Below are 24,050 nucleotides of genomic sequence, written 5' to 3' on the forward strand. Positions count from 1 at the left end.
AGGGTCGAGGGCATTTCGTGCCCCGTGTTATACAAATGTAGCAAAAAGGGTGTTTGTAACTGAAAAGATGAACATTCTGCGTAGCGCGATCTACACAACAGGAATAGACTGGATTCGTTATTCGACAAACGATGCAAAAGGTTTTCTATGACACAACAGCCACAAGCCAAATACCGCCACGACTACCGTGCGCCTGAATACCTGATTAGCGATATTGATCTGACTTTTGACCTGGATGCCACAAAAACTCTTGTTACGGCCGTAAGCCAGGTGACGCGCCAGAGCGCGACGGCTGTTCCCCTGCGCCTCGATGGTGAAGACCTGACGCTCGTTTCCATCGCGGTAAACGACCAGGCCTGGACAGACTATAAAGAAGAGAACGGCCAACTGGTTATTTATAACCTGCCGGAGCGTTTTACCCTGCGCATCGTGACCGAAATTAGCCCGGCAGCCAACACCGCGCTGGAAGGGCTGTACCAATCAGGTGAAGCACTCTGTACGCAGTGCGAAGCCGAAGGTTTCCGCCATATTACCTGGTATCTGGATCGCCCGGACGTTCTGGCGCGCTTCACCACCAAAATCATTGCCGATAAAACTCGCTATCCATTCCTGCTCTCCAACGGTAACCGTGTGGGCGAAGGCGAGCTGGAAAACGGGCGTCACTGGGTGCAGTGGCAAGATCCGTTCCCGAAACCTTGCTACCTGTTTGCGCTGGTGGCAGGCGACTTCGATGTGCTGCGCGACACCTTCAAAACCCGCTCCGGACGCGACGTGGCGCTGGAGCTGTTCGTTGACCGTGGCAACCTCGACCGCGCGCCATGGGCGATGACGTCGCTCATCAACTCCATGAAGTGGGACGAGGAGCGCTTTGGCCTCGAATATGATCTCGACATCTACATGATCGTCGCCGTCGACTTCTTCAACATGGGGGCGATGGAGAACAAAGGCCTTAACGTCTTTAACTCTAAATACGTGCTGGCCCGTACCGATACCGCGACCGATAAAGATTACCTGGATATCGAGCGCGTGATTGGCCATGAATACTTCCACAACTGGACCGGTAACCGCGTGACCTGCCGCGACTGGTTCCAGCTGAGCCTGAAAGAGGGCTTAACCGTCTTCCGCGATCAGGAGTTCAGCTCCGATCTGGGTTCGCGTGCGGTTAATCGCATCAGCAACGTGCGCACCATGCGCGGTCTGCAGTTTGCTGAAGATGCCAGCCCGATGGCCCACCCGATTCGCCCGGACAAAGTGATTGAGATGAATAATTTCTACACCCTGACGGTGTATGAAAAGGGTTCTGAAATCATCCGTATGATCCACACCCTATTAGGGGAAGAGAACTTCCAGAAAGGGATACAGCTCTACTTCGAGCGTCATGACGGCAGCGCCGCCACCTGCGATGACTTTGTGCAGGCGATGGAAGATGCTTCCAACGTTGATCTTTCGCACTTCCGCCGCTGGTACAGCCAGGCCGGTACGCCGATTGTTACCGTAAAAGATGATTACAATCCTGAAACCGAGCAGTACTCTCTGACCATCAGCCAGCGTACGCCGCCAACGGCCGAGCAGGAAGAGAAGCACCCGCTGCACATTCCTTTTGCCATCGAGTTGTATGACAACGAAGGAAACGTGATCCCGCTGCAAAAAGGGGGTCACCCGGTGCACAATGTGCTCAACGTTACCCAGGCGGAGCAGACATTTGTATTCGATAAAGTCTATTTCCAGCCGGTGCCGGCGTTGCTGTGCGAGTTCTCTGCACCCGTTAAGCTCGAATATAAGTGGAGCGATCAACAGCTCACCTTCCTGATGCGTCACGCGCGCAACGATTTCTCCCGCTGGGATGCGGCCCAGAGCCTGCTGGCGACCTACATTAAGCTGAACGTAAACCGCCATCAGCAAGGACAGCCGCTGTCGGTGCCGGTCCACGTGGCTGACGCTTTCCGCGCCATTCTGCTGGACGAGAACATCGACCCGGCGCTGGCGGCAGAGATCCTGACCCTGCCTTCCACCAGTGAAATTGCTGAGCTGTTTGAGATCATCGATCCGATCGCCATTGTGGCGGTACGCGAAGCGCTGACCCGCACCCTGGCGACCGAGCTGGCCGATGAGTTCCTGGCGCTGTACAACGCGCATAAGCTTGACGAATACCGTATCGAACATGCTGATATCGGCAAACGTTCACTGCGTAATACCTGTTTGCGCTACCTGGCCTTCGGCGAAACCGAACTGGCTGATACGCTGGTAAGCAAGCAGTATCACGACGCGGATAATATGACCGACGCGCTGGCTGCCCTGGCCGCTGCGGTGGCCGCTGAGCTGCCGTGCCGCGACGCGCTGATGCAGGCGTATGACGACAAGTGGCATCAGGATGGCCTGGTAATGGATAAGTGGTTCATTCTGCAATCCACCAGCCCGGCGGCAGACGTGCTGAACACTGTTCGCCGTCTTCTGAAGCACCGTTCATTTACCATGAGTAACCCGAACCGCGTACGTTCTCTGATTGGCGCCTTTGCCAGCAGCAACCCGGCGGCTTTCCATGCCGAAGACGGCAGTGGGTATCAGTTTATGGTCGAGATGTTGACGGAGCTGAATAGCCGCAACCCGCAGGTGGCGTCGCGTCTGATTGAGCCACTGATTCGACTGAAGCGTTACGACGAGAAGCGTCAGGCGAAGATGCGTGCGGCGCTCGAGCAGTTGAAAGGGCTGGAGAACCTGTCTGGCGATCTGTACGAGAAGATCACCAAGGCACTGGCCTGATAAGCAGGTAATAGCGAAACGGCAACCCTGGTTGCCGTTTCTTATTTTCTCCCTCTCCCCATGGGAGAGGGCCGGGGTGAGGGCATCAGGCATTAACCTTAATCAATGCCCGCTCACTTACCCCACGCTTCATCACCCGATCCAGCACCTCCGCTTCCAGTTCCGCCAGCCTCGCCGACCCGACGCGCCGCGGACGCGGGATATCCACGTTCAGATCCAGACCAATTTTCCCCTCTTCTATTAACAGCACGCGATCGGCCATCGCCACGGCTTCGCTCACATCATGGGTTACCAGCAATACCGTAAACCCGTGTTCCTGCCAGAGGGATTCAATCAAGCCCTGCATATCTATCCGCGTCAGAGCATCGAGTGCGCCAAGCGGTTCATCCAGCAGCAGCAAACCCGGGCGGTGAATCAGCGCCCGGGCTAAAGCGACGCGCTGTTTCTGCCCCCCGGACAACGCTGCAGGCCATTCGCTCGCGCGATCCTGCAGACCCACGGCGGCCAGCGCCTGGCTTGCCGCCTCCCGCCAGTGACCTTTCAGCCCCAGACCCACGTTATCGATAACCGTTTTCCACGGCAGCAGGCGCGCGTCCTGAAACATCATTCGGGTATCATCCTGAATCTCCGCCAGCGGCGTATTGCCCGCCAGCAGTTCACCACCATTGGGGGCCTCCAGCCCGGCGAGCAGGCGCAGCAGCGTACTCTTGCCACCGCCGCTACGGCCAACCACTGCTACAAACTGCCCGGCGGGGATATGCAGATCCAGTTGGTTCAGAATGGTATTGTCACCGTAGCGTTTGGTCACGCCGTTCAGCAGCAACGGCGTTCCCTGGTTCAAGCGTGCAGTATTCATGCGTGTGCCTCACTTTTGACATAGGCCGGATTCCAGCGCAGCCAGATACGTTCCAGCCACTGGGCGCTGACGTCGGCGAGTTTGCCGAGCAGGGCATATAGAATAATCGCCACCACGACGACATCGGTCTGCAGGAACTCTCGGGCATTCATTGCGAGGTAGCCGATACCGGAGTTGGCCGAAATGGTCTCTGCCACAATCAGCGTTAACCACATCAGGCCGAGGGCAAAACGTACCCCCACCATAATCGAGGGCAGGGCGCCGGGGAGGATCACATGGATAAACAGGGCAAAGCCCGATAAGCCATAGCTGCGTGCCATCTCGACCAGCCCACGATCAATGTTACGAATACCGTGCCAGGTGTTGATATAGATAGGGAAGAGGGTGCCGAGGGCCACCAGGAAAATCTTGGCACTCTCATCAATGCCGAACCACAGAATCACCAGCGGGATCAACGCCAGATGCGGCACGTTTCGCAGCATCTGGATGGAGGTGTCCAGTAGCCGCTCGCCCCAGCGGGAAAGCCCGCTGATCAGCCCCAGCGTCAGACCGATCGTCCCGCCGATCGTGAAGCCAATCAACGCGCGCCAGGAGCTGATCGCCAGATGCTGCCACAGCTCGCCGCTTGAACTTAGCGCCCAGAAAGCCTCTATCACCCCTTCCGGTGAGGGGAGGATCCGGCTCGACAACCAGCCCACTGACGAGGCCAGTTGCCAGATAGCCACGATGCTGACAGGCAGTACCCAGGGCGCAATACGCAGCAGCCAGGTTGGGGAAGGTTTCGCCATACGTCCTCCTCAGCTCTGCGCGACGTTACGCGGAATAAATTCGTTGGCGACCGCCTCGCCCTGCAGTTGCAGGCGTTGCGGCTGTGGGACCTCCGGGATAGCAACATCCAGATGAGGGAAAAGAAGCTCACCCACTTTGTACGCCTCTTCCAGATGGGGATAACCAGAGAGAATAAAACTGTCGATACCCAGATCGGCATACTCATTAATCCGCGCCGCCACGGTCGGACCATCCCCCACCAGCGCCGTGCCGGCCCCCCCGCGCACCAGACCGACCCCGGCCCACAGGTTAGGGCTAATCTCCAGATTTTCGCGTTTACCCTGGTGGAGGGAGGCCATCCGATGCTGTCCTACGGAGTCGGTTCTGGCGAAAGCAGCCTGCGCTCTGGCAATGGTTTCATCGTCCAGATGGGCAATCAGGCGATCGGCGGCTTGCCAGGCTTCTTCGTTCGTTTCACGCACAATCACGTGCAGGCGGATACCAAAACGCACGTTGCGCCCGCGCGCCGCCGCTTTGGCGCGAACCTGTTCAATCTTTTCTTTCACAAGTTCCGGCGGCTCGCCCCAGGTGAGATAGAGATCGACCTGCTCAGCGGCAAGATCCTGGGCCACATCTGATGAACCGCCAAAATAGAGCGGTGGGCGCGGCTGCTGCACCGGCGGGAAGTAGAGCTTCGCATCGCGGACGTGGATATGTTTGCCCTCGAAGGTAACCGTCTCCCCCTCCAGCAGACGCCGCCAGACGCGGGTAAATTCAGCCGAGGCTTCGTAACGCTCAGTGTGATCCAGAAACACGCCATCGCCAGCCAGTTCCTGTGGGTCACTCCCGGTCACCAGGTTAAACAGAGCGCGGCCATTGGATAAACGGTCCAGCGTGGCGGCCTGACGCGCTGCCACCGTTGGCGAGGTGACGCTCGGGCGCAATGCCACCAGAAACTTTAAGCGCTGAGTCACCGGAATCATCGAAGCCGCGACCAGCCAGGCATCTTCACAGGAACGTCCGGTCGGGATAAGCACCCCGGTAAACCCAATCCGGTCCGCCGCCTGGGCAATCTGCTGAAGATAGCCCTGATCCACCGGACGTGCACCGGACTCGGTGCCAAGATAGTGACCATCACCGTGGGTAGGTAAAAACCAGAACAGATTCAGACTCATGATTTTGCTCCTTTATGCGCTGTCGGTTGCCAGATACGGCCACGGATATCGATTTTTTTCGGTACCAGTCGATTTTCGTAGAAGAGGTCGGCGGTCTGCTGCTGCAACGCCGCGGTGTGAGTATCCACCGGCTTAATGACGGTGGGTGGGCGGTGATCCAGATAGCTGGCAATGACCGGCTCAGGAAGACCCATAGTCTTTGCCAGCAGAGCGATACTGGCCTGCCGCTGGCTCTGGGTCAGGGCATCTGCGTCGCTGAAGGTATCCAGCACTCCCTGAATAAAGGCACCGTTCTTTTCCGCATAAGGACGCGCTGCCAGATAGAAAGAGCCGGTCTGTTTCAGGGTTTCCCCATCTTTCAGCACTCTAACTCCCCCCTGCAGCAAGGCTGCGGAGTAGTAGGGATCCCAGATAGCCCAGGCGTCCACATTATGTTGCTGAAACGCGGCGCGGGCATCGGCCGGGGAAAGATAGACTGGCTGTATCTCTTTAAACGTCAGACCAGCCTGCTGAAGGGCTCGTAACAACAGATTGTGTGAACTGGAGCCTTTCTGGAACGCCACTTTGCGGCCTTTGAGATCGGCGACGGTTTTGATCGGGCTGTTTTCCGGCACCAGAATCACTTCCGCTTTTGGTTTTGGCGGCTCGACGCCAACATACACAAGGTCTGCGCCGGCGGCCTGAGCAAAGATGGGGGGAATATCGCCGGTGCTACCCAAATCAATGCTGCCCACATTTAAGGCTTCCAGCATTTGTGGCCCCGCAGGAAACTCGACCCATGAAAAATGGGTGTTCGGGTAGCGTTTTTCCAGTAACTGATGGCTTTTAGCCAGCACCATGCTGACGCTACCTTTCTGATAACCAATCCGCAGATTTTCCGGTGCGGGTTCGGCGGCTTGGGCAAAGGAGGCGATCGCGATGATACCGGCCAGGCTCAGGCGGGCGAGGATGTTAAACATGGGCGACTCCTTTCAACTGACCAAAAGCAGGAACCTGGACGTCACGACGATGCAGCGCCTGCCAGAAGGTCTCAAGGGCGCTATCAAGCCGGATTTGCAGATTGGGGGTGAAATGCGGTTTATGCTGATAGTCAATGACTTGCGAATCATCGGCAAATACGCCGTGCAGGATCTCCTGCGCTTTCAGGGCGCTAAGCACCGGTTTGAGGGCATAATCTACCGCCAGCATGTGCGCCACCGTGCCGCCCGTGGCAAGAGGTAGCACCACTTTGCCCTCAAGGGCGCGTTCCGCAAGCAGATCAAGCAGCGTTTTCAGCGCCCCAGAAAACGAGGCTTTATAGACCGGGGTCGCCACAATCAGGCCGTCTGCCCCTTGCAGCTGCTCACTAAAAGCCTTTAATGCCGGGCTATCGAAGCGGGCATAAAGCAGATCCTCTGGGGAAAAGTTGTGCAGATTCCAGTGGCATACTTCGACCTCCAGCGAGGTAAGTTTCTCGCGGGCATATTCCAGCAGTGCGCTGGAGCGTGAAGGAAAACGCGGACTTCCAGCCAGAGTAATAACGCGCATACATGCTCCTTATAACCAATTGTTTGCTTTTATCTAACATTGATAACATTTACAGGCAGTGTGTCATTGCGCGCTTATTCCACTAAATGATTTATACGCAAGTGAAATGCTAAAAAACGAATAAGGAGGAGAGGGAAAGTAAACGATTGCGTTGCTCCACGCTTTTTTTGCCGCAGGTCAATTCCCTTTCGGGCAAGATTCGCAGATAATACGCCCCCGGTTTGCACACCGGGAATCCAGGAGAGTTCATGTACTACCCCTTCGTTCGTAAAGCCCTTTTTCAGCTCGATCCAGAGCGCGCCCATGAATTTACATTCCAGCAATTACGCCGTATCACAGGAACGCCGCTCGAAGCGCTAGTGCGCCAGAAAGTGATGGATAAACCGGTGCAGTGTATGGGGCTGACCTTTAAAAATCCGTTGGGTCTCGCAGCAGGACTCGACAAAAACGGAGAGTGCATCGATGCGTTGGGTGCGATGGGGTTCGGCTCTATTGAGATCGGCACCGTCACGCCACGCCCGCAGCCGGGCAATGAGCAACCGCGTCTGTTCCGCCTGGTCGAGGCCGAAGGGTTGATCAACCGGATGGGCTTTAACAACCTCGGTGTGGACCACCTGGTCGAGAACGTGAAAAAGGCCCATTTCGATGGCGTGCTGGGTATCAATATCGGTAAAAATAAAGATACGCCGGTAGAGCAGGGTAAAGATGACTATCTGATTTGTATGGAAAAAGTCTATGCCTATGCGGGTTATATTGCGGTGAATATCTCTTCGCCGAACACCCCCGGCTTACGCTCGTTGCAATATGGCGATGCCCTCGACGATTTATTAATTGCGATAAAAAATAAGCAGAATGATCTTCAGTCCCGGCATCATAAATATGTACCGGTCGCCGTGAAGATCGCCCCGGATCTTTCTGAAGAAGAATTGATCCAGGTTGCCGACAGCTTAGTTCGCCATAATATTGATGGCGTTATTGCAACCAATACGACACTGGATCGATCCCTGGTACAGGGAATGAAGCATTGCAACGAAGCGGGAGGACTCAGTGGCCGACCGGTGCAATTAAAAAGTACAGAAATTATTCGCCGCCTGTCAGCGGAATTAAAAGGTCAACTGCCGATTATTGGCGTGGGTGGCATCGACTCGATAATGGCGGCCCGCGAAAAAATGGCCGCCGGCGCTTCGCTGGTGCAAATTTATTCTGGCTTTATTTTTAAAGGCCCGCCGCTGATAAAAGAAATCGTTAATCACCTCTAATCTTTTCTCTCATTATGACGACCAGGGCTTTATTTCCAGCTCTGGTTGTTTTATATTCCGGGACTGTTGCTTATTTAGACATTATAGTCTTTGATTATTGAAGTAAAAAAACGAGACGGTAATAAGGACTTTCTTACGACAGGACGTTTCGGGACGGGAGAGGCAAATGCGAATTAAACCTGACGATAACTGGCGCTGGTATTATTGTGAAGAGCACGATCGCATGATGCTGGATTTAGCCAATGGCATGCTTTTTCGTTCTCGTTTTGCCCGCCGGATGTTAACCCCAGACGCCTTCGCCCCCAGCGGTTTTTGCGTGGATGATGCCGCGCTCTATTTCTCTTTTGAAGAGAAATGCCGCGACCTGGAACTCTCTAAAGAACAGCGTGCTGAACTGGTGCTTAATGCTCTGGTGGCGATCCGCTTCCTCAAACCTCAAATGCCTAAAAGCTGGCATTTCCTCGCCCATGGTCAGCGCTGGAGTCCGGCGATGGGGGATGCTGCCTGCGTTCATTTGAGCGATACGGCAGAAGAGGTGAGTTTGCTGGTGGTTGAGTCTGGCGAAAACGCCGCGCTCTGCCTGCTGGCGCAGCCCGGTGTGGTGATTGCCGGGCGCACAATGCAGTTAGGTGATGCAATAAAAGTAATGAATGACCGCCTCAAACCGCAAATGCGGGTGGATTCGTTCAGTCTGGAGCAGGCCGTTTAAGGCGCCAGCTGTAGCGACGTTTTAGGGACGCAGCTGCAGCACAAAATCGTGCCGTCATTACCCATGGCGGATTGCTTCAATGCGGTCACTTCCCCATCCAGCAACCGAATACGACAGCTCCCACAAATGCCCGCACGGCAGGAATAGGGTACGCGAATACCTGCCTGCTCAAGCTGCTCAAGTAAAATCTGCTGATTATTGCCGTTCAGGGTTTTATCTTGCCACTGAATAGTCACGGTGCTTTGCGGCTGGCTCTCTACCTCGATCTCGTCTTCCGTTGCGCCGGCGCCGTAAATTTTCGCCGGCCCGGTTGCGAGAATTTCAACCTCATCGCCCACGCGGATCACGCCGCTATTGCGCGCTATCAGATTCTGACCGAAATCCACGTCGCCGTTATCTTGCGCCGTACGGAATGATTGCAGCGTTTTCAGCGGCTCGCCCGCAGGATGTTTCTGCCCTTTTTCCGGACTGATGGTGGTGAAGATACAGCGGCTGCACGGCTTCGCCACGTCAAAAATGACGCTACCAATGCGGATAACTTTCCAGGTGTCCTCTTCCCAGGGCTGCGCACCGGTTACCACAATATTGGGGCGGAACTGCTCCATCTGCACGCTGGCCTTGCAGCGGTTTTGCAGATCGCGCAGGGAGGCCTCGTTGGCCAGCAGATAGGGGTAGCCATCGGCAAAGGAGAGGGGAACGCCCTCGTGGCGCTTCACGCGACGCGTAGGAGCCTGTCCGACCCAGCGTAGCTGCACCTCACGGGCGAAAAAGCCGCTCAGCCAGCGGTTAATGGCATCAGGCGCGATATGCGCGGTGAAGTGGTTACCCCATACCTCCGTCGGTGCGTTGTCCGGCGCAAAATCGCTAAAACGTACCACGGCGCTGGAGCCGTCCGGCGCGGTCAGGTGTAAACCATCATGCAGCGGAGAAGGGATAAAGCGTACCATCTGCGGGAACTGACGCGCAGTAATGAAAGTACCATCCGTTTCGGTGAGCATAAAAATACGATCAAAGGCAAAACCGCTGACATCTGCCAGTGCATGCGTCAGCCCAATACCACGCATCGATTTGACCGGATGGATAAAAAGCCTGGATAACGTAGGCACGGCAATCTCCCGCAAATGAAAATAAGCCCTCAACTTTATGACATAGAGCGCATATTAGCTATAATGCGCAGCAATTTTCTAAGAGTAAAAGTGACGATATGAATTCTCTGTTTGCCAGTACGGCCCGTGGGCTGGAAGAGCTGTTAAAAACTGAACTGGAAAGCCTGGGCGCGACAGCGTGTCAGGTGGTTCAGGGTGGTGTCCATTTTGAGGGCGACACACGGCTTATTTACCAGAGCCTGATGTGGAGCCGCCTGGCCTCGCGCATCATGCTGCCGATGAAAGAGTTTAAGGTCTATAGCGATCTCGATCTCTACACCGGCGTACAGATGATCGACTGGACAGAGATCTTTGCGCCGGGGGCGACCTTTGCGGTGCACTTCAACGGCGTGAATGATGAGATCCGCAACAGCCAGTACGGCGCGCTGCGTGTGAAAGACGCCGTGGTCGACTGTTTTACCCGTAAAAATCGTGAGCGCCCGAACGTTGATCGTGAAAACCCCGATCTGCGTATTAACGTGTGGCTGAACAAAGAGACGGCGAGCCTTTCACTGGACATGAGCGGTGAAGGTCTGCATCAGCGCGGATATCGCGATCGCGCCGGTGCGGCGCCGATCAAAGAAAACCTGGCCGCCGCGATTGTCATGCGTTCTGGCTGGCAGCCGGGCACTCCGCTGCTCGATCCGATGTGTGGTTCAGGTACTCTGCTGATTGAAGCCGCTATGTATGCCACCGATCGTGCGCCGGGTCTGCACCGTGGCAACTGGGGGTTCAGCGGCTGGGCGCAGCACGATGACGCCATCTGGAAAGAGGTGAAGGCCGAGGCACAGACCCGTGCCCGTGCCGGGCTGGCGGCTTACGGTTCGCGTTTCTACGGCTCGGACAGCGACTCCCGCGTCATTGAGCGCGCGCGCAGCAACGCCCGTCGGGCGGGCATTGGCGAGCTTATCGATTTCAACGTGAAAGACGTGGCGCAGCTGAGCAATCCACTGCCGAAAGGGCCGTACGGCACGGTTATTAGCAACCCGCCTTACGGCGAGCGTCTGGACAGCGAGCCGGCTCTGATCGCTCTGCACAGCCTGCTGGGCCGGATCATGAAAGATCAGTTTGGCGGCTGGAATCTGTCGCTGTTTAGCGCCTCTCCGGAACTACTGAGCTGCCTGCAGCTGCGCGCCGACCGCCAGTTCAAAGCCAAAAACGGCCCGCTGGACTGCGTGCAGAAAAACTATCATCTCGCAGAGAAATCCGGCGAAAACAAGCCGACCACCGTGGCGGAAGACTACGCGAACCGTCTGCGTAAGAACCTGAAGAAATATGAAAAGTGGGCGAAGCAGGAGGGCATTGAGTGCTATCGCCTGTACGACGCCGACCTGCCTGAATACAACGTTGCCGTAGACCGTTACGCCGACTGGGTCATTGTGCAAGAGTATGCGCCACCGAAAACCATCGACGCGCAGAAAGCCCGCCAGCGTATGCTGGATGTGATTGCGGCAACCATCGGCGTGCTGGGTATTGCCCCGAATAAGCTGGTGCTGAAAACCCGTGAACGCCAGAAAGGTAAAAATCAGTACCAGAAGATGGGCGAGAAGGGCGATTTCCTGGAAGTGGGAGAATATAACGCGCGTCTGCTGGTCAACCTTACGGACTATCTGGACACTGGCCTGTTCCTCGATCACCGCATCGCCCGTAAGATGCTGGGCCAGATGAGCAAAGGAAAAGACTTCCTTAATCTCTTCTCCTATACCGGAAGCGCCAGCGTACACGCCGGCCTGGGCGGTGCGCGTAGCACCACCACGGTGGACATGTCCCGCACCTATCTGGAGTGGGCTGAACGTAACCTGCGCCTGAATGGCCTGACCGGCCGCCAGCATCGCCTGATGCAGGCCGATGTACTGGGCTGGCTGCGCGATACCGACGAACAATTCGATCTGATCTTTATCGATCCACCGACGTTCTCCAACTCTAAGCGTATGGAGGACTCGTTTGACGTCCAGCGTGACCACCTGCGCCTGATGACCGACCTGAAGCGCCTGCTGCGCAAAGGCGGCACCATCATGTTCTCGAACAACAAACGCGGCTTCCGCATGGATCATGACGGCCTGAGCGCTCTGGGGCTGAAAGCTGAAGAGATCAGTCAAAAGACGATCTCTCAGGACTTCGCCCGTAACCGTCAGATCCACAACTGCTGGCTTATTACCGCCGCCTGAAAGGAATAGTAAATGTCATTAATCAGTATGCACGGCGCATGGCTCTCCTTTAGCGATGCTCCCCTTCTCGATGATACTGAACTGCATATCGAGGATAACGAACGCGTCTGTCTGGTAGGCCGCAACGGCGCGGGTAAATCTACCCTGATGAAGATCCTGAACCGTGAACAGGGGCTGGACGATGGTCGTATCGTCTATGAACAGGATCTTATCGTCTCGCGTCTGCAGCAGGACCCACCGCGTAATGTGGCGGGCACGGTTTATGATTTCGTTGCGGAAGGGATCTCTGAGCAAGCCGAATACCTGAAGGGCTACCACGACATTTCACATCTGGTGATGACCGATCCGAGCGAAAAAAATCTCAATGAGATGGCTCGCCTGCAGGAGTTGCTGGATCATCATGGCTTGTGGCAGCTTGAAAACCGCATCACCGAAGTGCTGGAACAGCTCGGTCTGGATCCGGACATGGAGCTGGCATCCCTCTCCGGCGGCTGGCTGCGTAAAGCGGCGCTTGGCCGGGCGCTGGTAAGCGGCCCGAAAGTGCTGCTGCTGGATGAACCGACTAACCACCTGGATATCGAAGCTATCGACTGGCTGGAAGGGTTCCTGAAGACCTTTAACGGGACAATTATCTTTATCTCGCATGACCGTTCGTTTATTCGCAATATGGCCACCCGTATCGTCGATCTCGATCGCGGCAAGCTGGTGACCTATCCGGGCGATTACGACACCTATCTGCTGGAGAAAGAAGAGAACCTGCGCGTTGAAGAGCTGCAAAATGCCGAGTTTGACCGCAAGCTTGCGCAGGAAGAGGTCTGGATCCGCCAGGGCATCAAAGCCCGTCGTACCCGTAATGAAGGCCGCGTACGCGCCCTGAAAGCGATGCGTAACGAACGTAGCCAACGCCGTGAAGTAATGGGCAGTGCCAAAATGCAGGTAGAAGAGGCGGCCCGTTCCGGGAAGATCGTCTTCGAGCTGGAAAATGTCAATTATCAGGTTGATGGCAAAGTGCTGGTAAACAACTTCACGGCTCAGGTTCAGCGCGGTGACAAAATAGCCCTGATCGGCCCTAACGGCTGTGGTAAAACCACGCTGCTGAAATTGATGCTCGGCCAGCTAAAAGCCGACAGCGGCCGGGTCCACTGCGGTACCAAACTGGAAGTGGCCTACTTTGATCAGCACCGTGCTGAGCTCGATCCTGACAGAACGGTGATGGATAACCTGGCGGAAGGTAAGCAAGAGGTGATGGTAAACGGGAAACCGCGCCATGTGCTGGGCTATCTGCAGGACTTCCTCTTCCACCCGAAACGCGCCATGACGCCGGTGCGCGCACTTTCCGGGGGAGAGCGTAATCGACTGCTGCTGGCACGTCTGTTCCTGAAACCCAGCAACCTGTTGATCCTCGATGAACCGACGAACGATCTTGATGTGGAAACGCTGGAACTTCTTGAAGAACTGATTGATAGTTATCAGGGCACCGTGTTGCTGGTTAGCCACGATCGTCAGTTTGTGGACAATACCGTGACCGAGTGCTGGATCTTCGAAGGCGAAGGCCGCATCGGGCAATATGTCGGGGGGTATCACGATGCCCGCGGGCAGCAGTCTCAATCACAGGCGCTGAAGCAATCCCGCAGCAAAAATGATGCGGAAGCCGCTGTCACCAAATCCGAAGCGGTAAAACGAGGCAGCAGTAAGCTAAGCTATAATCTCCAGCGCGAGCTGGAAGGGTTGCCGCAGCGTATGGAAGAGCTGGAAGCAAACCTTGAAGCCTTGCAGGCCCAGGTCGCCGATGGCGCGTTCTTCAACCAGCCGCATGACCACACTCAAAAAGTCCTGGCGGATCTGGCACTGGCCGAGCAGGCGCTGGAAGAAGCATTCGAACGCTGGGAGTACCTTGAGGCTCTGAAAAACGGCGCTTAAGTAAATATGGAGCCAGAATGTGTGAAGATCACCATGCCGACAGGCACATTTTATGCTCACAGTGTGACCTGCTCGTGGCGCTCCCGGCACTTGAGCATGGTCATAAAGCGGCATGCCCCCGCTGTGGGACAACGCTGACAACCGAGTGGGACGCACCGCGCCAGCGTCCCACCGCGTATGCGTTTGCAGCCCTGTTTATGCTGCTGCTCTCTAACCTGTTCCCGTTCATCTATATGAAGGTCGGGGGTATCACCAGCGAAGTCGAACTGCTGGAGATCCCCCGCGTTATGTTCAGCGAAGATTATGCCAGCCTCGGCACCTTCTGCTTGTTGTTCGTTCAACTGGTGCCGGCGTTCTGTCTGGTGGTCATTTTGCTGCTGGTAAATCGCGTCAAAATGCCCCTGAGTGTAAAGATTTTGCTGGCGCGGATCCTCTTCCAGCTGAAAAGCTGGGGAATGGCTGAAATTTTCCTCGCCGGGGTGCTGGTCAGTTTCGTGAAGCTCATGGCTTACGGTGATGTGGGGGTCGGCAGCAGCTTTATTCCCTGGTGTCTGTACTGTGTACTGCAGTTGCGCGCTTTCCAGTGCGTGGATCGCCGCTGGGCATGGGACGATATCGCTCCTGCGCCAGCGCTCCCGCATGCGCCGCAGGTGGGCGTTCCCGGAATTCGCCAGGGTCTGCGCTCATGCCCTTGCTGTACGGCGATTTTACCGGCCGATCAGCGAGTCTGCCCGCGTTGTGGCACCAAAGGGCATGTCCGGCGCAAAAACAGCATTCAGTGGACACTGGCGCTGCTCTTTACCTCCATCATGCTCTATCTCCCTGCCAATATTCTGCCGATCATGATTACCGATCTGCTTGGCGACAAGATGCCCTCGACCATTATGGCCGGGGTTGTTCTGCTGTGGGGGGAGGGGTCGTATCCCGTGGCGCTGGTTATTTTTATTGCCAGTATTATGGTGCCGACCCTGAAGATGATTGCGATTGGCTGGCTCTGCTGGGATGCAAATGGGCACGGACAACGTGATAGCGAACGGATGCACCTGATTTATGAAGTCGTCGAGTTTGTCGGCCGGTGGTCCATGATAGACGTGTTTGTCATTGCAGTTTTATCGGCGTTGGTGCGCATAGGGGGATTGATGAATATCTATCCCGCTCTGGGAGCGCTGATGTTTGCATTGGTCGTGATTATGACCATGTTTGCGGCCCTGACCTTCGACCCTCGTTTATCGTGGGATCGTGAGCCAGAGCCAGACCATGAGGATAATAAAAAGCATGGATAACAAAAGTGGAGAGGCGAAAGTGCAGAAGGTTAAACACTGGTCGCCGGTCTGGATCTTCCCCATCGTGACTGCGCTAATCGGTGCCTGGATCCTGTTTTATCATTACAGCCACCAGGGACCAGAAGTCACCCTTATTACCACTAACGCAGAGGGCATAGAGGGGGGTAAAACCACCATTAAAAGCCGTAGCGTAAACGTGGGCGTAGTGGAAAGTGCGACGCTGACCGACGATTTGACCCATGTCGAAATTAAAGCGCGCCTGAATGCCGGTATGGAAAAGGTACTTCAGGGCGACTCCGTTTTTTGGGTCGTTAAGCCGCAGGTTGGCCGCGAGGGCATTAGCGGCCTGGGGACACTGCTTTCCGGGGCCTATATTGAGCTGCAGCCGGGAACCAAAGGCGGGCAAAAAAATGAGTATCAGCTTCTGGATTCTCCGCCCCTTGCGCCACCTGATGCCAAGGGTATCCGCGTCATTCTCGACAGCAATAAAGCCGGGCAGCTGAGTCCGGGCGACCCGGTGCTGTTCCGGGGCTATCGCGTCGGTTCGGTCGAAACCAGCACCTTCGATACCCAAAAACGCACCATAAGCTATCAACTGTTTATCAATGCGCCAAACGATCGTCTGGTGACCAGTAATGTGCGTTTCTGGAAGGATAGCGGTATCGCCGTCGATTTGACCTCGGCCGGTATGCGGGTTGAAATGGGCTCGCTCACCACGCTGTTTGGCGGCGGCGTCAGCTTTGATGTGCCGGAAGGACAAGAGCTGGGTCAGCCTGTTGCAGAGAAAAGCGCCTTTAAGCTGTTCGACGACCAGAAATCGATACAGGATGCGCTCTACACCGATCACATCGATTACCTGATGTTCTTCAAAGACTCTGTCCGCGGTCTGCAGCCGGGCGCGCCGGTAGAATTCCGGGGTATCCGCCTGGGTACGGTTGGTCAGGTTCCCTTCTTTGTACCCGGACTGAAACAGGTGCTGGATGACGACTACCGTATTCCGGTGCTCATCCGCATTGAGCCGGAACGTCTGATCAACCAGATTGGTGAAGATCAGGATATCGGGACGCATATTACCGAGCTGATGAACCGTGGTCTGCGCGGCTCGCTGAAGACCGGTAATCTGGTGACCGGCGCGCTCTATGTAGATATGGATTTCTATCCGAAAGCGCCAGCCATTACCGGAATGCGGGAGTTTGGCGGGTATAAAATCATCCCAACCATGAGCAGCGGGCTGGCGCAGATCCAGCAGCGCCTGATGGATACGCTGGATAAGATTAACAATCTGCCGTTGAACCCGATGCTTGAAGCGGCCACGCATTCTCTGAATGAGAGCCAGGCCACGATGCGTCGTCTACAGACCACGCTGGATAATCTGAATAAGCTCACTGCCAGCCAGTCGATGCAGCAGCTGCCTCAGGATATGCAGAAAACGCTGCGCGAGCTAAATCGCAGCATGCAGGGCTTCCAGCCAGGCTCCGCCGCGTATAACAAGATGGTGGCGGATATGCAGCGCCTCGATCAGGTATTGCGTGAACTCCAGCCGGTGCTAAAGACGTTGAATACGAAGAGCAACGCGCTGGTCTTTGAAGCGAAAGATCAAAAGGACCCTGAGCCGAAGGGGGCTAAATAATGAAAAAATGGTTATTGATCGCCGCAGCAGCAGTGCTGACTGCCTGTAGCTCGGGTAGCGACAACAAGAGCTATTACCAGTTGCCGCTGGCTAGCCAAACGGGAGGCAACAGCATGGCCAGCCAGGGTAACCGCTTACTGTGGGTAGAACAGGTCGCGGTGCCGGATTATCTGGCAGGTAATGGCGTGGTTTATCAAACCAGCGATGTTAAGTATGTCATCGCAACGAATAATCTGTGGGCAAGCCCGCTTGATCAGCAGTTGCGCAATTCGCTGGTGGCCAACCTCAGCAGCCAGTTACCTGGCTGGGTTGTCGCTTCGCAGCCTTTGGGTAGCGATCAGGATACGCTTAACGTCAATGTGACCGGTTTTCACGGGCGCTATGACGGGCGCGTGATTATCAGTGGCGAATGGCTGGTTAACCATCAGGGGCAGCTGATTAAACGTCCTTTCCATCTGGAGCTGAAACAGCAGAACGATGGCTACGAAGAGATGGTGAAGGTGCTGGGGCAGGGCTGGGCGCAGGAAGCCAAAAGCATCGCCAGTGAGATTTCACGCTTGCCATAAGTAAAATTCATTATCCAAAACCGCAATCTGCCTCTCGCTGATTGCGGTTTTTTTTTGATGGTATCTCAGTCTGTTACTTGTGCCGCATCACAGATTTTGTACAAACGAACTTCCGTATAGTTCACATTTATGACACTGGCGTGAATTTTGCGCATTGACGCTGAGCTTTATTCGCGGTATTCGTTAGATGTGATTGCACATTTAGTAATCACTGTTTTCTTTTCCACCAGATCAAATAATGAGGGAAACGAGGCATGAAGAGACAGAAACGAGATCGCCTTGAAAGGGCTCATCAACGTGGTTATCAGGCTGGCATCGCCGGACGTTCTAAAGAAATGTGTCCCTATCAGACCTTAAATCAAAGGTCGCAATGGTTAGGGGGCTGGCGAGAAGCCATCGGAGACAGGGCAGTACTTGCTTGATAGCGTCTCTTTAAAAAAGAAACCTCCGCATTGCGGAGGTTTCGCCTTTAACGCCTTCAGTCAGCAATCAGAAAGCTGACGTATCCTGGAACAGGCCGACCTTCAGGTCGGTTGCGCTGTAAATCAGACGACCGTCTACCAGCACTTCACCATCTGCCAGGCCCATGATCAGACGACGGTTCACAACACGTTTGAAGTGAATACGGTAGGTCACTTTCTTCGCAGTTGGCAGAACCTGACCGGTGAATTTTACTTCGCCCACGCCCAGCGCGCGGCCTTTACCTTCGCCACCCAGCCAGCCGAGGTAGAAACCAACCAGCTGCCACATCGCGTCGAGGCCCAGGCAGCCTGGCATTACCGGGTCGCCAATAAAGTGGCAACCGAAGAACCACATGTCCGGGTTGATATCGAGTTCTGCTTCTACGTAACCCTTATCGAAGTTGCCGCCGGTTTCCGTCATCTTCACGACACGGTCCATCATCAGCATGTTCGGGGCCGGTAACTGTGGGCCTTTCGCGCCAAACAGTTCACCGCGACCAGAGGCAAGAAGATCTTCTTTTGTATAGGATTCGCGTTTATCTACCATGTTCTCAGTAAGCCTTATTTTAGTGAAGGACGCAGGATAGCTAACACGTGTACGCTGAACAAGTCCGATCAGTTTGGACTAAACCATCCCAACCAGCGCAGCGGCCACGGATAACGATGACGAGACTCCTGCTGAGTCGCCTGGGCGATGCGTTCCTGAATGGTCTGCATGAGCGTTGTCTGCCCCTCGCCATCCCATATCAGGTTTGTGAGTAAGGGTAGCGCATCCGCAATATCTTCAATCGCCCAGAGGAAGAATTGTTCCTCTTCCACTGCCTTCAGCACATCCTGGCTGAGGCTCAGGTGACGCACGTTTGCCAGCGGAATGATCACACCCTGTTTGCCGTTCAGACCACGCTGCTGACAAACCGTGAAGAAGCCTTCAATCTTCTCATTGAGGCCGCCTACCGGTTGGGCACGACCAAACTGATCCACTGAGCCGGTTATGGCGATACTCTGGTTAACTGGCACGTCGGCCAGCGCGCTAATCAGGGCACACAGCTCGGCCATGGAGGCGCTATCGCCATCTACTTCGCTATACGATTGTTCAAAGGTCAGCGAGGCAGTGAAGGGGATCTGCTGCTCAAGCTGTAGCTCTGACATCAGATAGGCCTGCATGATCATCATGCCTTTAGCATGAATATTACCGCCCAGTTCCGCTTTGCGCTCGATGTCGATAAATTCGCCATCGCCAATATGCACAACGCAGCTGATGCGCGAAGGTTCGCCAAAGGCGCGCGGATGGCCCGGGAATTCAATCACCGACAGGGCATTGATCTGCCCGACACGTTCACCTTCCGTTTCGACCAGGATCTGATCAAGCAGGATTTCATCCTGCATCCGGTCAGCAAGATACCCTTCACGCCATTGGCGTTGCAAAAGCATCTGGCTCAATTGCTCACCAGTGAAGAAGGCATCCGGCGTTAATGCGGCCACTTCACGGAGTTGCTTACCCAGCCACAGAGGGCAGAGCGGCAAGGTCTCTTGATCGCCTGTGTAACGGACGGCTTCACGAATCAGCACTGGCCAGGCATCAGGGGCAGGGACAGGCAGACCAGCACTTTCGGCCAGGGCGTTTACCCATAAACACCATTGCTGCATCTCTTCTGCATCAGCAATCTGAATGTTGTCTTCAAATTCGCTGTAGATGGCCTGATCGGCCAACTCCGGTTCCATCTCCTGGAAATCGGCCAGTGCTTCGCGATCACCCACCAGGACCACTTTTAATGACAGTGGCATAGAAGGAACGGAGACCGGAAGTGGACGAGACTCGTCAAAACCGACCCAATCAAAGCGCTGCTGACTCGCGATATTCTTTAAGCGCATCCACAAGAGCGGCTGGGCCAGCAGGGTACGCAGGGAGATAAGCAAGACACCGCCATTGGCCTGGTGCACCAGACCCGGCTGGAGGCTGACCTCACCATTAAACTGACGCAAGCAGCCAAAAAGCTGTTCAGCCTCTACCCAACCGGCCGTTGTAACACCGCCAGTGACCGCAAAACGGCCATCTGAAATCTCAGTGGGGGTAAAGGTGATAGTCGTGCCGTTGACGCAATACGTACCGCCAGAGACGGCGTCATTCTCCGGCAACAACTGCCGCATGGCGTCCGCCAGCAGGTTGAGATACTCCGCTTCATCCGGTGCTTTCAGCAACATAAAAGGCGACGTTGCCCAGGGGCTTAACGCCTGCTCCATTGCGTAATGCAAACGTGGCTGCGTGTCGCTTAATGCGGATTCGTCTTCTTTCGCGAGGTCGGGCTGTGCAAACAGTTCTTGATAGCTATCGGTATCCGGAACCAGGTCACGCCATGCTAATTTCGTAATCGTCAAAGTTGATGTTTTTTAGTCAGATGTAAAACGATGGATTATACCGTAAGGCTCAGGCTCTGCCCACGAAGGAATAGGAGTTTCACGCGGTGAATCTCATCTGGCGGTCACAGGCGTTGATTTCTTTTCAGCAGATTGGCAAAAAACTGATATTCTGGACAGAGTTACACGGTCACATTGGGATCGCAATGAAATATCAACAACTGGAAAATCTCGAAAGCGGCTGGAAATGGAAGTACCTGGTCAAAAAACACCGCGAAGGAGAATTGATAACTTGCTACCTTGAAGCCAGTGCGGCGAAAGAAGCGGTAGATTTATTGTTGACCCTCGAGAATGACCCCGTTCGGGTTAACGGCTGGATTGAACGCCATATCAACCCCACGCTGCTGAACCGCATGAAGCAGACTATCCGCGCGCGGCGTAAACGGCATTTTAATGCTGAACACCAGCATACCCGTAAGAAGTCGATTGATCTGGAATTTTTAGTCTGGCAGCGTCTGGCGGGGCTGGCTCAACGTCGGGGGAAAACCTTGTCTGAGACCATTGTTCAGCTGATTGAAGATGCTGAACATAAAGAAAAATACGCCAGCAAGATGTCGACGCTGAAGACCGATCTGCAGGCATTGCTGGGCAAAAAATAGCGTTAGCTTTTTCGCAGGCAATAAAAAACCCCGCAGAGCGGGGTTTTTTTATAAGACGATAACTTATGCCGCAGGCTGAGTTACAACGTCTTTGATGCCTTTAACTTCGATCTCTACGCGACGATCTGGTGCCAAGCAGTCGATCAGCGCTGCGCGTGCTTTCACGTTGTCGCAGGTGCTGCCGGTAACTGGGTTAGATTCGCCCATACCACGTGCGGAGATCTTGTTGCTTGGGATACCTTTAGAGATCAGGTAATCAACAACAGACTGAGCACGTTTCTCGGACAGACCCTGGTTGTAAGCGTCAGAACCGATGCGGTCAGTGAAGCCCAGAACCACTACGGAACCGTCTTTCGGATCCAGGTTGCTCAGCTGGCTGTACATCTGATCCAGAGCCTGCTGGCCTTCTGGTTTCAGAGTTGCTTTGTTGAAGTTGAACAGAACGTCAGACTTCAGAGTGAAGTGCTTGGTCTGTACTTCTGGAGCTGGAGCCGGAGCTGGAGCTACGATTGGTGCAGCTTCTTCCTGCTGGCCGAAGCGGTAGGAAACACCTACGCTCAGCAGGCCGTTGTCTGGACGGGTACCAACGGTGTTTGCATCACCGATGTTGTTGGTCCACTGGTATTCCAGACGGGTAGCGATGTCACGGGTCATTGCCCATTCCAGGCCGCCAGCGAATACTGGGGAAACGCCAGTGTCGTGGTCTTTGAAGGAAGCGCCGCCAGGAACGTTAGCTTTAGCATCTGCACGCCAAACCATACCACCCAGACGGGTATAAACGTCCAGATCGTCAGTGATTGGGTAACCCAGTTTAGCGGTCAGCTGAACGCCCTGAGCCTTGAATGCGCCGTTGATGTTGTCGCCTTTGTATGGCATACGACCTAACCAGTCGTAACCCATTTCAAAGCCAACATACGGGTTAACCTGGTAACCACCGAATGCACCAGCGCCCAGCTGGTTTTCGTGGGTTGGACCATTGTTGTTGATAAAACCAGTATCGTGGAACTGAGACCAGCCCAGTTTAGCACCAGTATACCAGGTGTTATCTTTCGGAGCGGCCTGCGCTACGGTAGCGAAGCCAGCCAGTGCCACTGCAATCGCGATAGCTGTCTTTTTCATTTTTTGCGCCTCGTTATCATCCAAAAATCGCCATGAGAATCTCAATGAGAGTTCACGGTTAAATCCTTCACCGGGGGGCGGGGACAATAGAGTAACTCTACCGATATCTTCGGCTTAGGCCGAGCACCCCTGGCGATGTAAAGTCTACAACGTAGTTGGAAACTTACAAGTGTGAACTCCGTCAGGCATATGAAAAAAAAAGTTTTGTATACACAATATTTAACATAAATTGTGGTTTTTCATGCCAGACGAAATCAGAGAAACCGCACCAGACAAGACTCTTCGTCGGATTTACACATGGAATTAATGGTGTACAAGTGCCGCAAAAAAAATTCCAGGAAAACTCTTATTTTTACTTAATGATACAAATTCGAGTGAATTTTTAGCCCAGAAAAGTGTCCCTTGCCCTGGGGACCAACCTGAACCGGACGCATTATAAAGCCCAGCGCGTTTCCTTCTTCAGCCGCTTCAGCGAGCAAATATTGCTCATCATCCGTTAACGCTTCAGTAAACCAGCCAATAACCACACTGTAATTACCGGTGCGCAATGCTCTGGCCATGGATTCAACAGTATGGCAAGGCGCAAGCTGACTAACCTGCATAACTTTAGTCAAAGGCAGACCCGCTGACTGCACCCACTGGCGGCTTAATTTCTGATTAGGCGTGAGCCACAACTGCCAGCGAGACTGCTGCCCCAGTTGCTGTAAAAGCGGCAGCAGCAGGAGTTGGGTCATCATGGGCTGGTCTTCACGGTAGAGCACTTCACTAATCAGCCCGGTGGAGGGACGCGCAGAAGAAGTCATTGCGCTATTGCCTGCAGTTGAAGTGAAAGATGTTGTGCGATTTGAATAGCCTGAAGAGTACATAATCAATCCAGCCCTGTAGTTACTGTATGGATATACAGTAACCCCTGTACGACTAAAGATCAACCTCATTTTCTGAAAGCGTCTCGCAAAATTCACTCGTTGTTGCTGCCTCTTTCAAAATCATCTTGCCCATCGCCCGCAACTTACCTATTTTTTGACTAACGGATCCGTTAATAAAAACTTCATTTGTTACTTCATGATTTAAAAGGAATTATTATGAAAAAGATATCCTATGAACGGATCTATCAATCTGAAAAATACCTGTCCTCATTGGGAGAAGTTGAGCATCGCGCGTTGTTTGGCGGGTACGCACTGGCCGTAGACAACACGGTGTTCGCCATGGTTTCAGCAGGCGAGTTGTACCTGCGGGCCTGCGAAGAAAGCGCCTCCTATTTCGTCAAACAGGGCGCCTCATTCTTAACGCTGTTAAAACGTGGGCGGCCCGTCTTACTAAACTATTATCGAGTGGATGAGACCCTCTGGCAGGATCAAGAGCGACTGCTACGGCTCTCGTCGTTTGCGCTCGAAGCCGCCCGCCGGGAACGCTGTAAACGCTTTAAACAGGACCGCCTGAAAGATCTCCCCAACCTGACCTTCCAACTCGAACTGCTTCTATGCGAAGCCGGAATTCCAAACGAAGAGGCATTACGCAAACTCGGCGCTGAGGCATGCTGGTTGAGGATCAAGCGGTTGAATAAGCACCTTAGTTACAAAGTGCTGTTTGCACTGGAAGGGGCGATCCAGGGGCTACATGAAGCGGCTCTCCCGGCAATACGACGCCGGGAGCTGATTGAGTGGTATAAAACATTGCCAGCGCAATAACG

The 24,050-nt window shown here is 54.5% G+C and carries 21 protein-coding genes; 11 read left to right on the forward strand and 10 right to left on the reverse strand.

Annotated elements, in window-relative coordinates; translation table 11 throughout:
* Positions 1-147 precede the first annotated feature (147 nt).
* A complete protein-coding gene (gene pepN / locus B3B59_RS01360) occupies positions 148-2,760 on the forward strand; it encodes an aminopeptidase N (RefSeq protein ID WP_286807938.1) in 2,613 nt (870 codons plus the stop codon).
* A gap of 85 nt (positions 2,761-2,845) precedes the next feature.
* Here the strand turns inward: pepN and ssuB are convergent, their stop codons facing one another.
* The 5 genes from ssuB to ssuE are packed head-to-tail and all read right to left on the reverse strand — an operon-like array spanning position 2,846 to position 7,086.
* The gene (ssuB, locus tag B3B59_RS01365) at positions 2,846-3,616 is read right to left on the reverse strand and encodes an aliphatic sulfonates ABC transporter ATP-binding protein (protein WP_286807939.1); all 771 of its coding nucleotides are present in this window, start codon (positions 3,614-3,616) and stop codon (positions 2,846-2,848) included.
* The gene (gene ssuC / locus B3B59_RS01370) at positions 3,613-4,404 is read right to left on the reverse strand and encodes an aliphatic sulfonate ABC transporter permease SsuC (protein ID WP_040076304.1); all 792 of its coding nucleotides are present in this window, start codon (positions 4,402-4,404) and stop codon (positions 3,613-3,615) included. Before ssuC ends, ssuB begins: the two co-directional genes overlap by 4 nt.
* A gap of 9 nt (positions 4,405-4,413) precedes the next feature.
* Positions 4,414-5,559 (reverse strand): FMNH2-dependent alkanesulfonate monooxygenase, encoded by a 1,146-nt coding sequence (gene ssuD, locus B3B59_RS01375; RefSeq protein ID WP_286807941.1) that lies wholly within the window; start codon positions 5,557-5,559, stop codon positions 4,414-4,416.
* Positions 5,556-6,518, reverse strand: a complete 963-nt coding sequence (locus B3B59_RS01380; RefSeq protein ID WP_286807942.1) for a sulfonate ABC transporter substrate-binding protein — start codon at positions 6,516-6,518, stop codon at positions 5,556-5,558. The genes ssuD and B3B59_RS01380 overlap by 4 nt, the downstream gene beginning before the upstream one ends.
* A complete protein-coding gene (gene ssuE, locus B3B59_RS01385) occupies positions 6,511-7,086 on the reverse strand; it encodes an NADPH-dependent FMN reductase (RefSeq protein ID WP_046886677.1) in 576 nt (191 codons plus the stop codon). Before ssuE ends, B3B59_RS01380 begins: the two co-directional genes overlap by 8 nt.
* 248 nt (positions 7,087-7,334) lie before the next feature.
* Between ssuE and pyrD the strand changes: the two genes are divergently transcribed.
* Positions 7,335-8,345: a quinone-dependent dihydroorotate dehydrogenase gene (gene pyrD, locus B3B59_RS01390; RefSeq protein WP_040076299.1), complete on the forward strand. Its 1,011-nt coding sequence runs from the start codon at positions 7,335-7,337 to the stop codon at positions 8,343-8,345.
* Between the two features lie 166 nt (positions 8,346-8,511).
* Positions 8,512-9,054, forward strand: coding sequence for a cell division protein ZapC (gene zapC / locus B3B59_RS01395; RefSeq protein ID WP_040076298.1), 543 nt, complete (start codon positions 8,512-8,514; stop codon positions 9,052-9,054).
* On the opposite strand, the gene B3B59_RS01400 is transcribed toward zapC, so the two are convergent.
* Complete coding sequence (locus B3B59_RS01400) at positions 9,051-10,160, reverse strand: YcbX family protein (RefSeq protein ID WP_286807944.1); 1,110 nt, start codon at positions 10,158-10,160, stop codon at positions 9,051-9,053. The genes zapC and B3B59_RS01400 overlap by 4 nt on opposite strands.
* Before the next feature lie 98 nt (positions 10,161-10,258).
* Between B3B59_RS01400 and rlmKL the strand changes: the two genes are divergently transcribed.
* The 6 genes from rlmKL (at position 10,259) to rmf (ending at position 18,188) form a co-directional block, all read left to right on the forward strand.
* On the forward strand, positions 10,259-12,367 hold the full coding sequence (rlmKL, locus tag B3B59_RS01405; RefSeq protein WP_212477533.1) for a bifunctional 23S rRNA (guanine(2069)-N(7))-methyltransferase RlmK/23S rRNA (guanine(2445)-N(2))-methyltransferase RlmL: 2,109 nt from the start codon (positions 10,259-10,261) through the stop codon (positions 12,365-12,367).
* Between the two features lie 12 nt (positions 12,368-12,379).
* Positions 12,380-14,287, forward strand: coding sequence for an ABC transporter ATP-binding protein (locus B3B59_RS01410; protein WP_040076294.1), 1,908 nt, complete (start codon positions 12,380-12,382; stop codon positions 14,285-14,287).
* Positions 14,288-14,304: 17 nt separating this feature from the next.
* A complete protein-coding gene (gene pqiA / locus B3B59_RS01415) occupies positions 14,305-15,570 on the forward strand; it encodes a membrane integrity-associated transporter subunit PqiA (RefSeq protein ID WP_286807945.1) in 1,266 nt (421 codons plus the stop codon).
* Entirely contained in the window at positions 15,563-17,200 is a 1,638-nt protein-coding gene (gene pqiB / locus B3B59_RS01420) for an intermembrane transport protein PqiB (RefSeq protein WP_046886671.1), read from the forward strand. Before pqiA ends, pqiB begins: the two co-directional genes overlap by 8 nt.
* Entirely contained in the window at positions 17,200-17,766 is a 567-nt protein-coding gene (gene pqiC, locus B3B59_RS01425; protein WP_040076290.1) for a membrane integrity-associated transporter subunit PqiC, read from the forward strand. Before pqiB ends, pqiC begins: the two co-directional genes overlap by 1 nt.
* A gap of 254 nt (positions 17,767-18,020) precedes the next feature.
* A complete protein-coding gene (rmf, locus tag B3B59_RS01430) occupies positions 18,021-18,188 on the forward strand; it encodes a ribosome modulation factor (protein WP_010429337.1) in 168 nt (55 codons plus the stop codon).
* 67 nt (positions 18,189-18,255) lie between these two features.
* On the opposite strand, the gene fabA is transcribed toward rmf, so the two are convergent.
* Both fabA and B3B59_RS01440 read right to left on the reverse strand, forming a co-directional pair.
* Positions 18,256-18,774 carry a bifunctional 3-hydroxydecanoyl-ACP dehydratase/trans-2-decenoyl-ACP isomerase gene (gene fabA, locus B3B59_RS01435; RefSeq protein WP_040076289.1) on the reverse strand — a complete coding sequence of 173 codons (519 nt, stop codon included), beginning with the start codon at positions 18,772-18,774 and terminating at the stop codon, positions 18,256-18,258.
* Between the two features lie 68 nt (positions 18,775-18,842).
* Positions 18,843-20,603: a Lon protease family protein gene (locus B3B59_RS01440; protein WP_286807947.1), complete on the reverse strand. Its 1,761-nt coding sequence runs from the start codon at positions 20,601-20,603 to the stop codon at positions 18,843-18,845.
* 185 nt (positions 20,604-20,788) lie between these two features.
* Between B3B59_RS01440 and matP the strand changes: the two genes are divergently transcribed.
* A complete protein-coding gene (gene matP, locus B3B59_RS01445) occupies positions 20,789-21,241 on the forward strand; it encodes a macrodomain Ter protein MatP (RefSeq protein WP_040076287.1) in 453 nt (150 codons plus the stop codon).
* A 63-nt stretch (positions 21,242-21,304) separates the two neighbouring features.
* Here matP and ompA read toward each other — a convergent pair whose 3' ends face one another.
* Together ompA and sulA are read right to left on the reverse strand one after the other, a co-directional pair.
* Positions 21,305-22,360: a porin OmpA gene (gene ompA / locus B3B59_RS01450; protein ID WP_046886669.1), complete on the reverse strand. Its 1,056-nt coding sequence runs from the start codon at positions 22,358-22,360 to the stop codon at positions 21,305-21,307.
* A 356-nt stretch (positions 22,361-22,716) separates the two neighbouring features.
* Complete coding sequence (gene sulA / locus B3B59_RS01455; RefSeq protein ID WP_046886668.1) at positions 22,717-23,226, reverse strand: SOS-induced cell division inhibitor SulA; 510 nt, start codon at positions 23,224-23,226, stop codon at positions 22,717-22,719.
* Between the two features lie 216 nt (positions 23,227-23,442).
* On the opposite strand from sulA, the gene B3B59_RS01460 reads away from it, so the two are divergent.
* Complete coding sequence (locus tag B3B59_RS01460) at positions 23,443-24,048, forward strand: TfoX/Sxy family DNA transformation protein (protein WP_286807948.1); 606 nt, start codon at positions 23,443-23,445, stop codon at positions 24,046-24,048.
* The last annotated feature ends 2 nt before the right edge of the window (positions 24,049-24,050 follow it).

The sequence above is a fragment of the Leclercia sp. UBA2479 genome (assembly GCF_002341985.1).
Taxonomy (GTDB): domain Bacteria; phylum Pseudomonadota; class Gammaproteobacteria; order Enterobacterales; family Enterobacteriaceae; genus Enterobacter; species Enterobacter pneumoniae.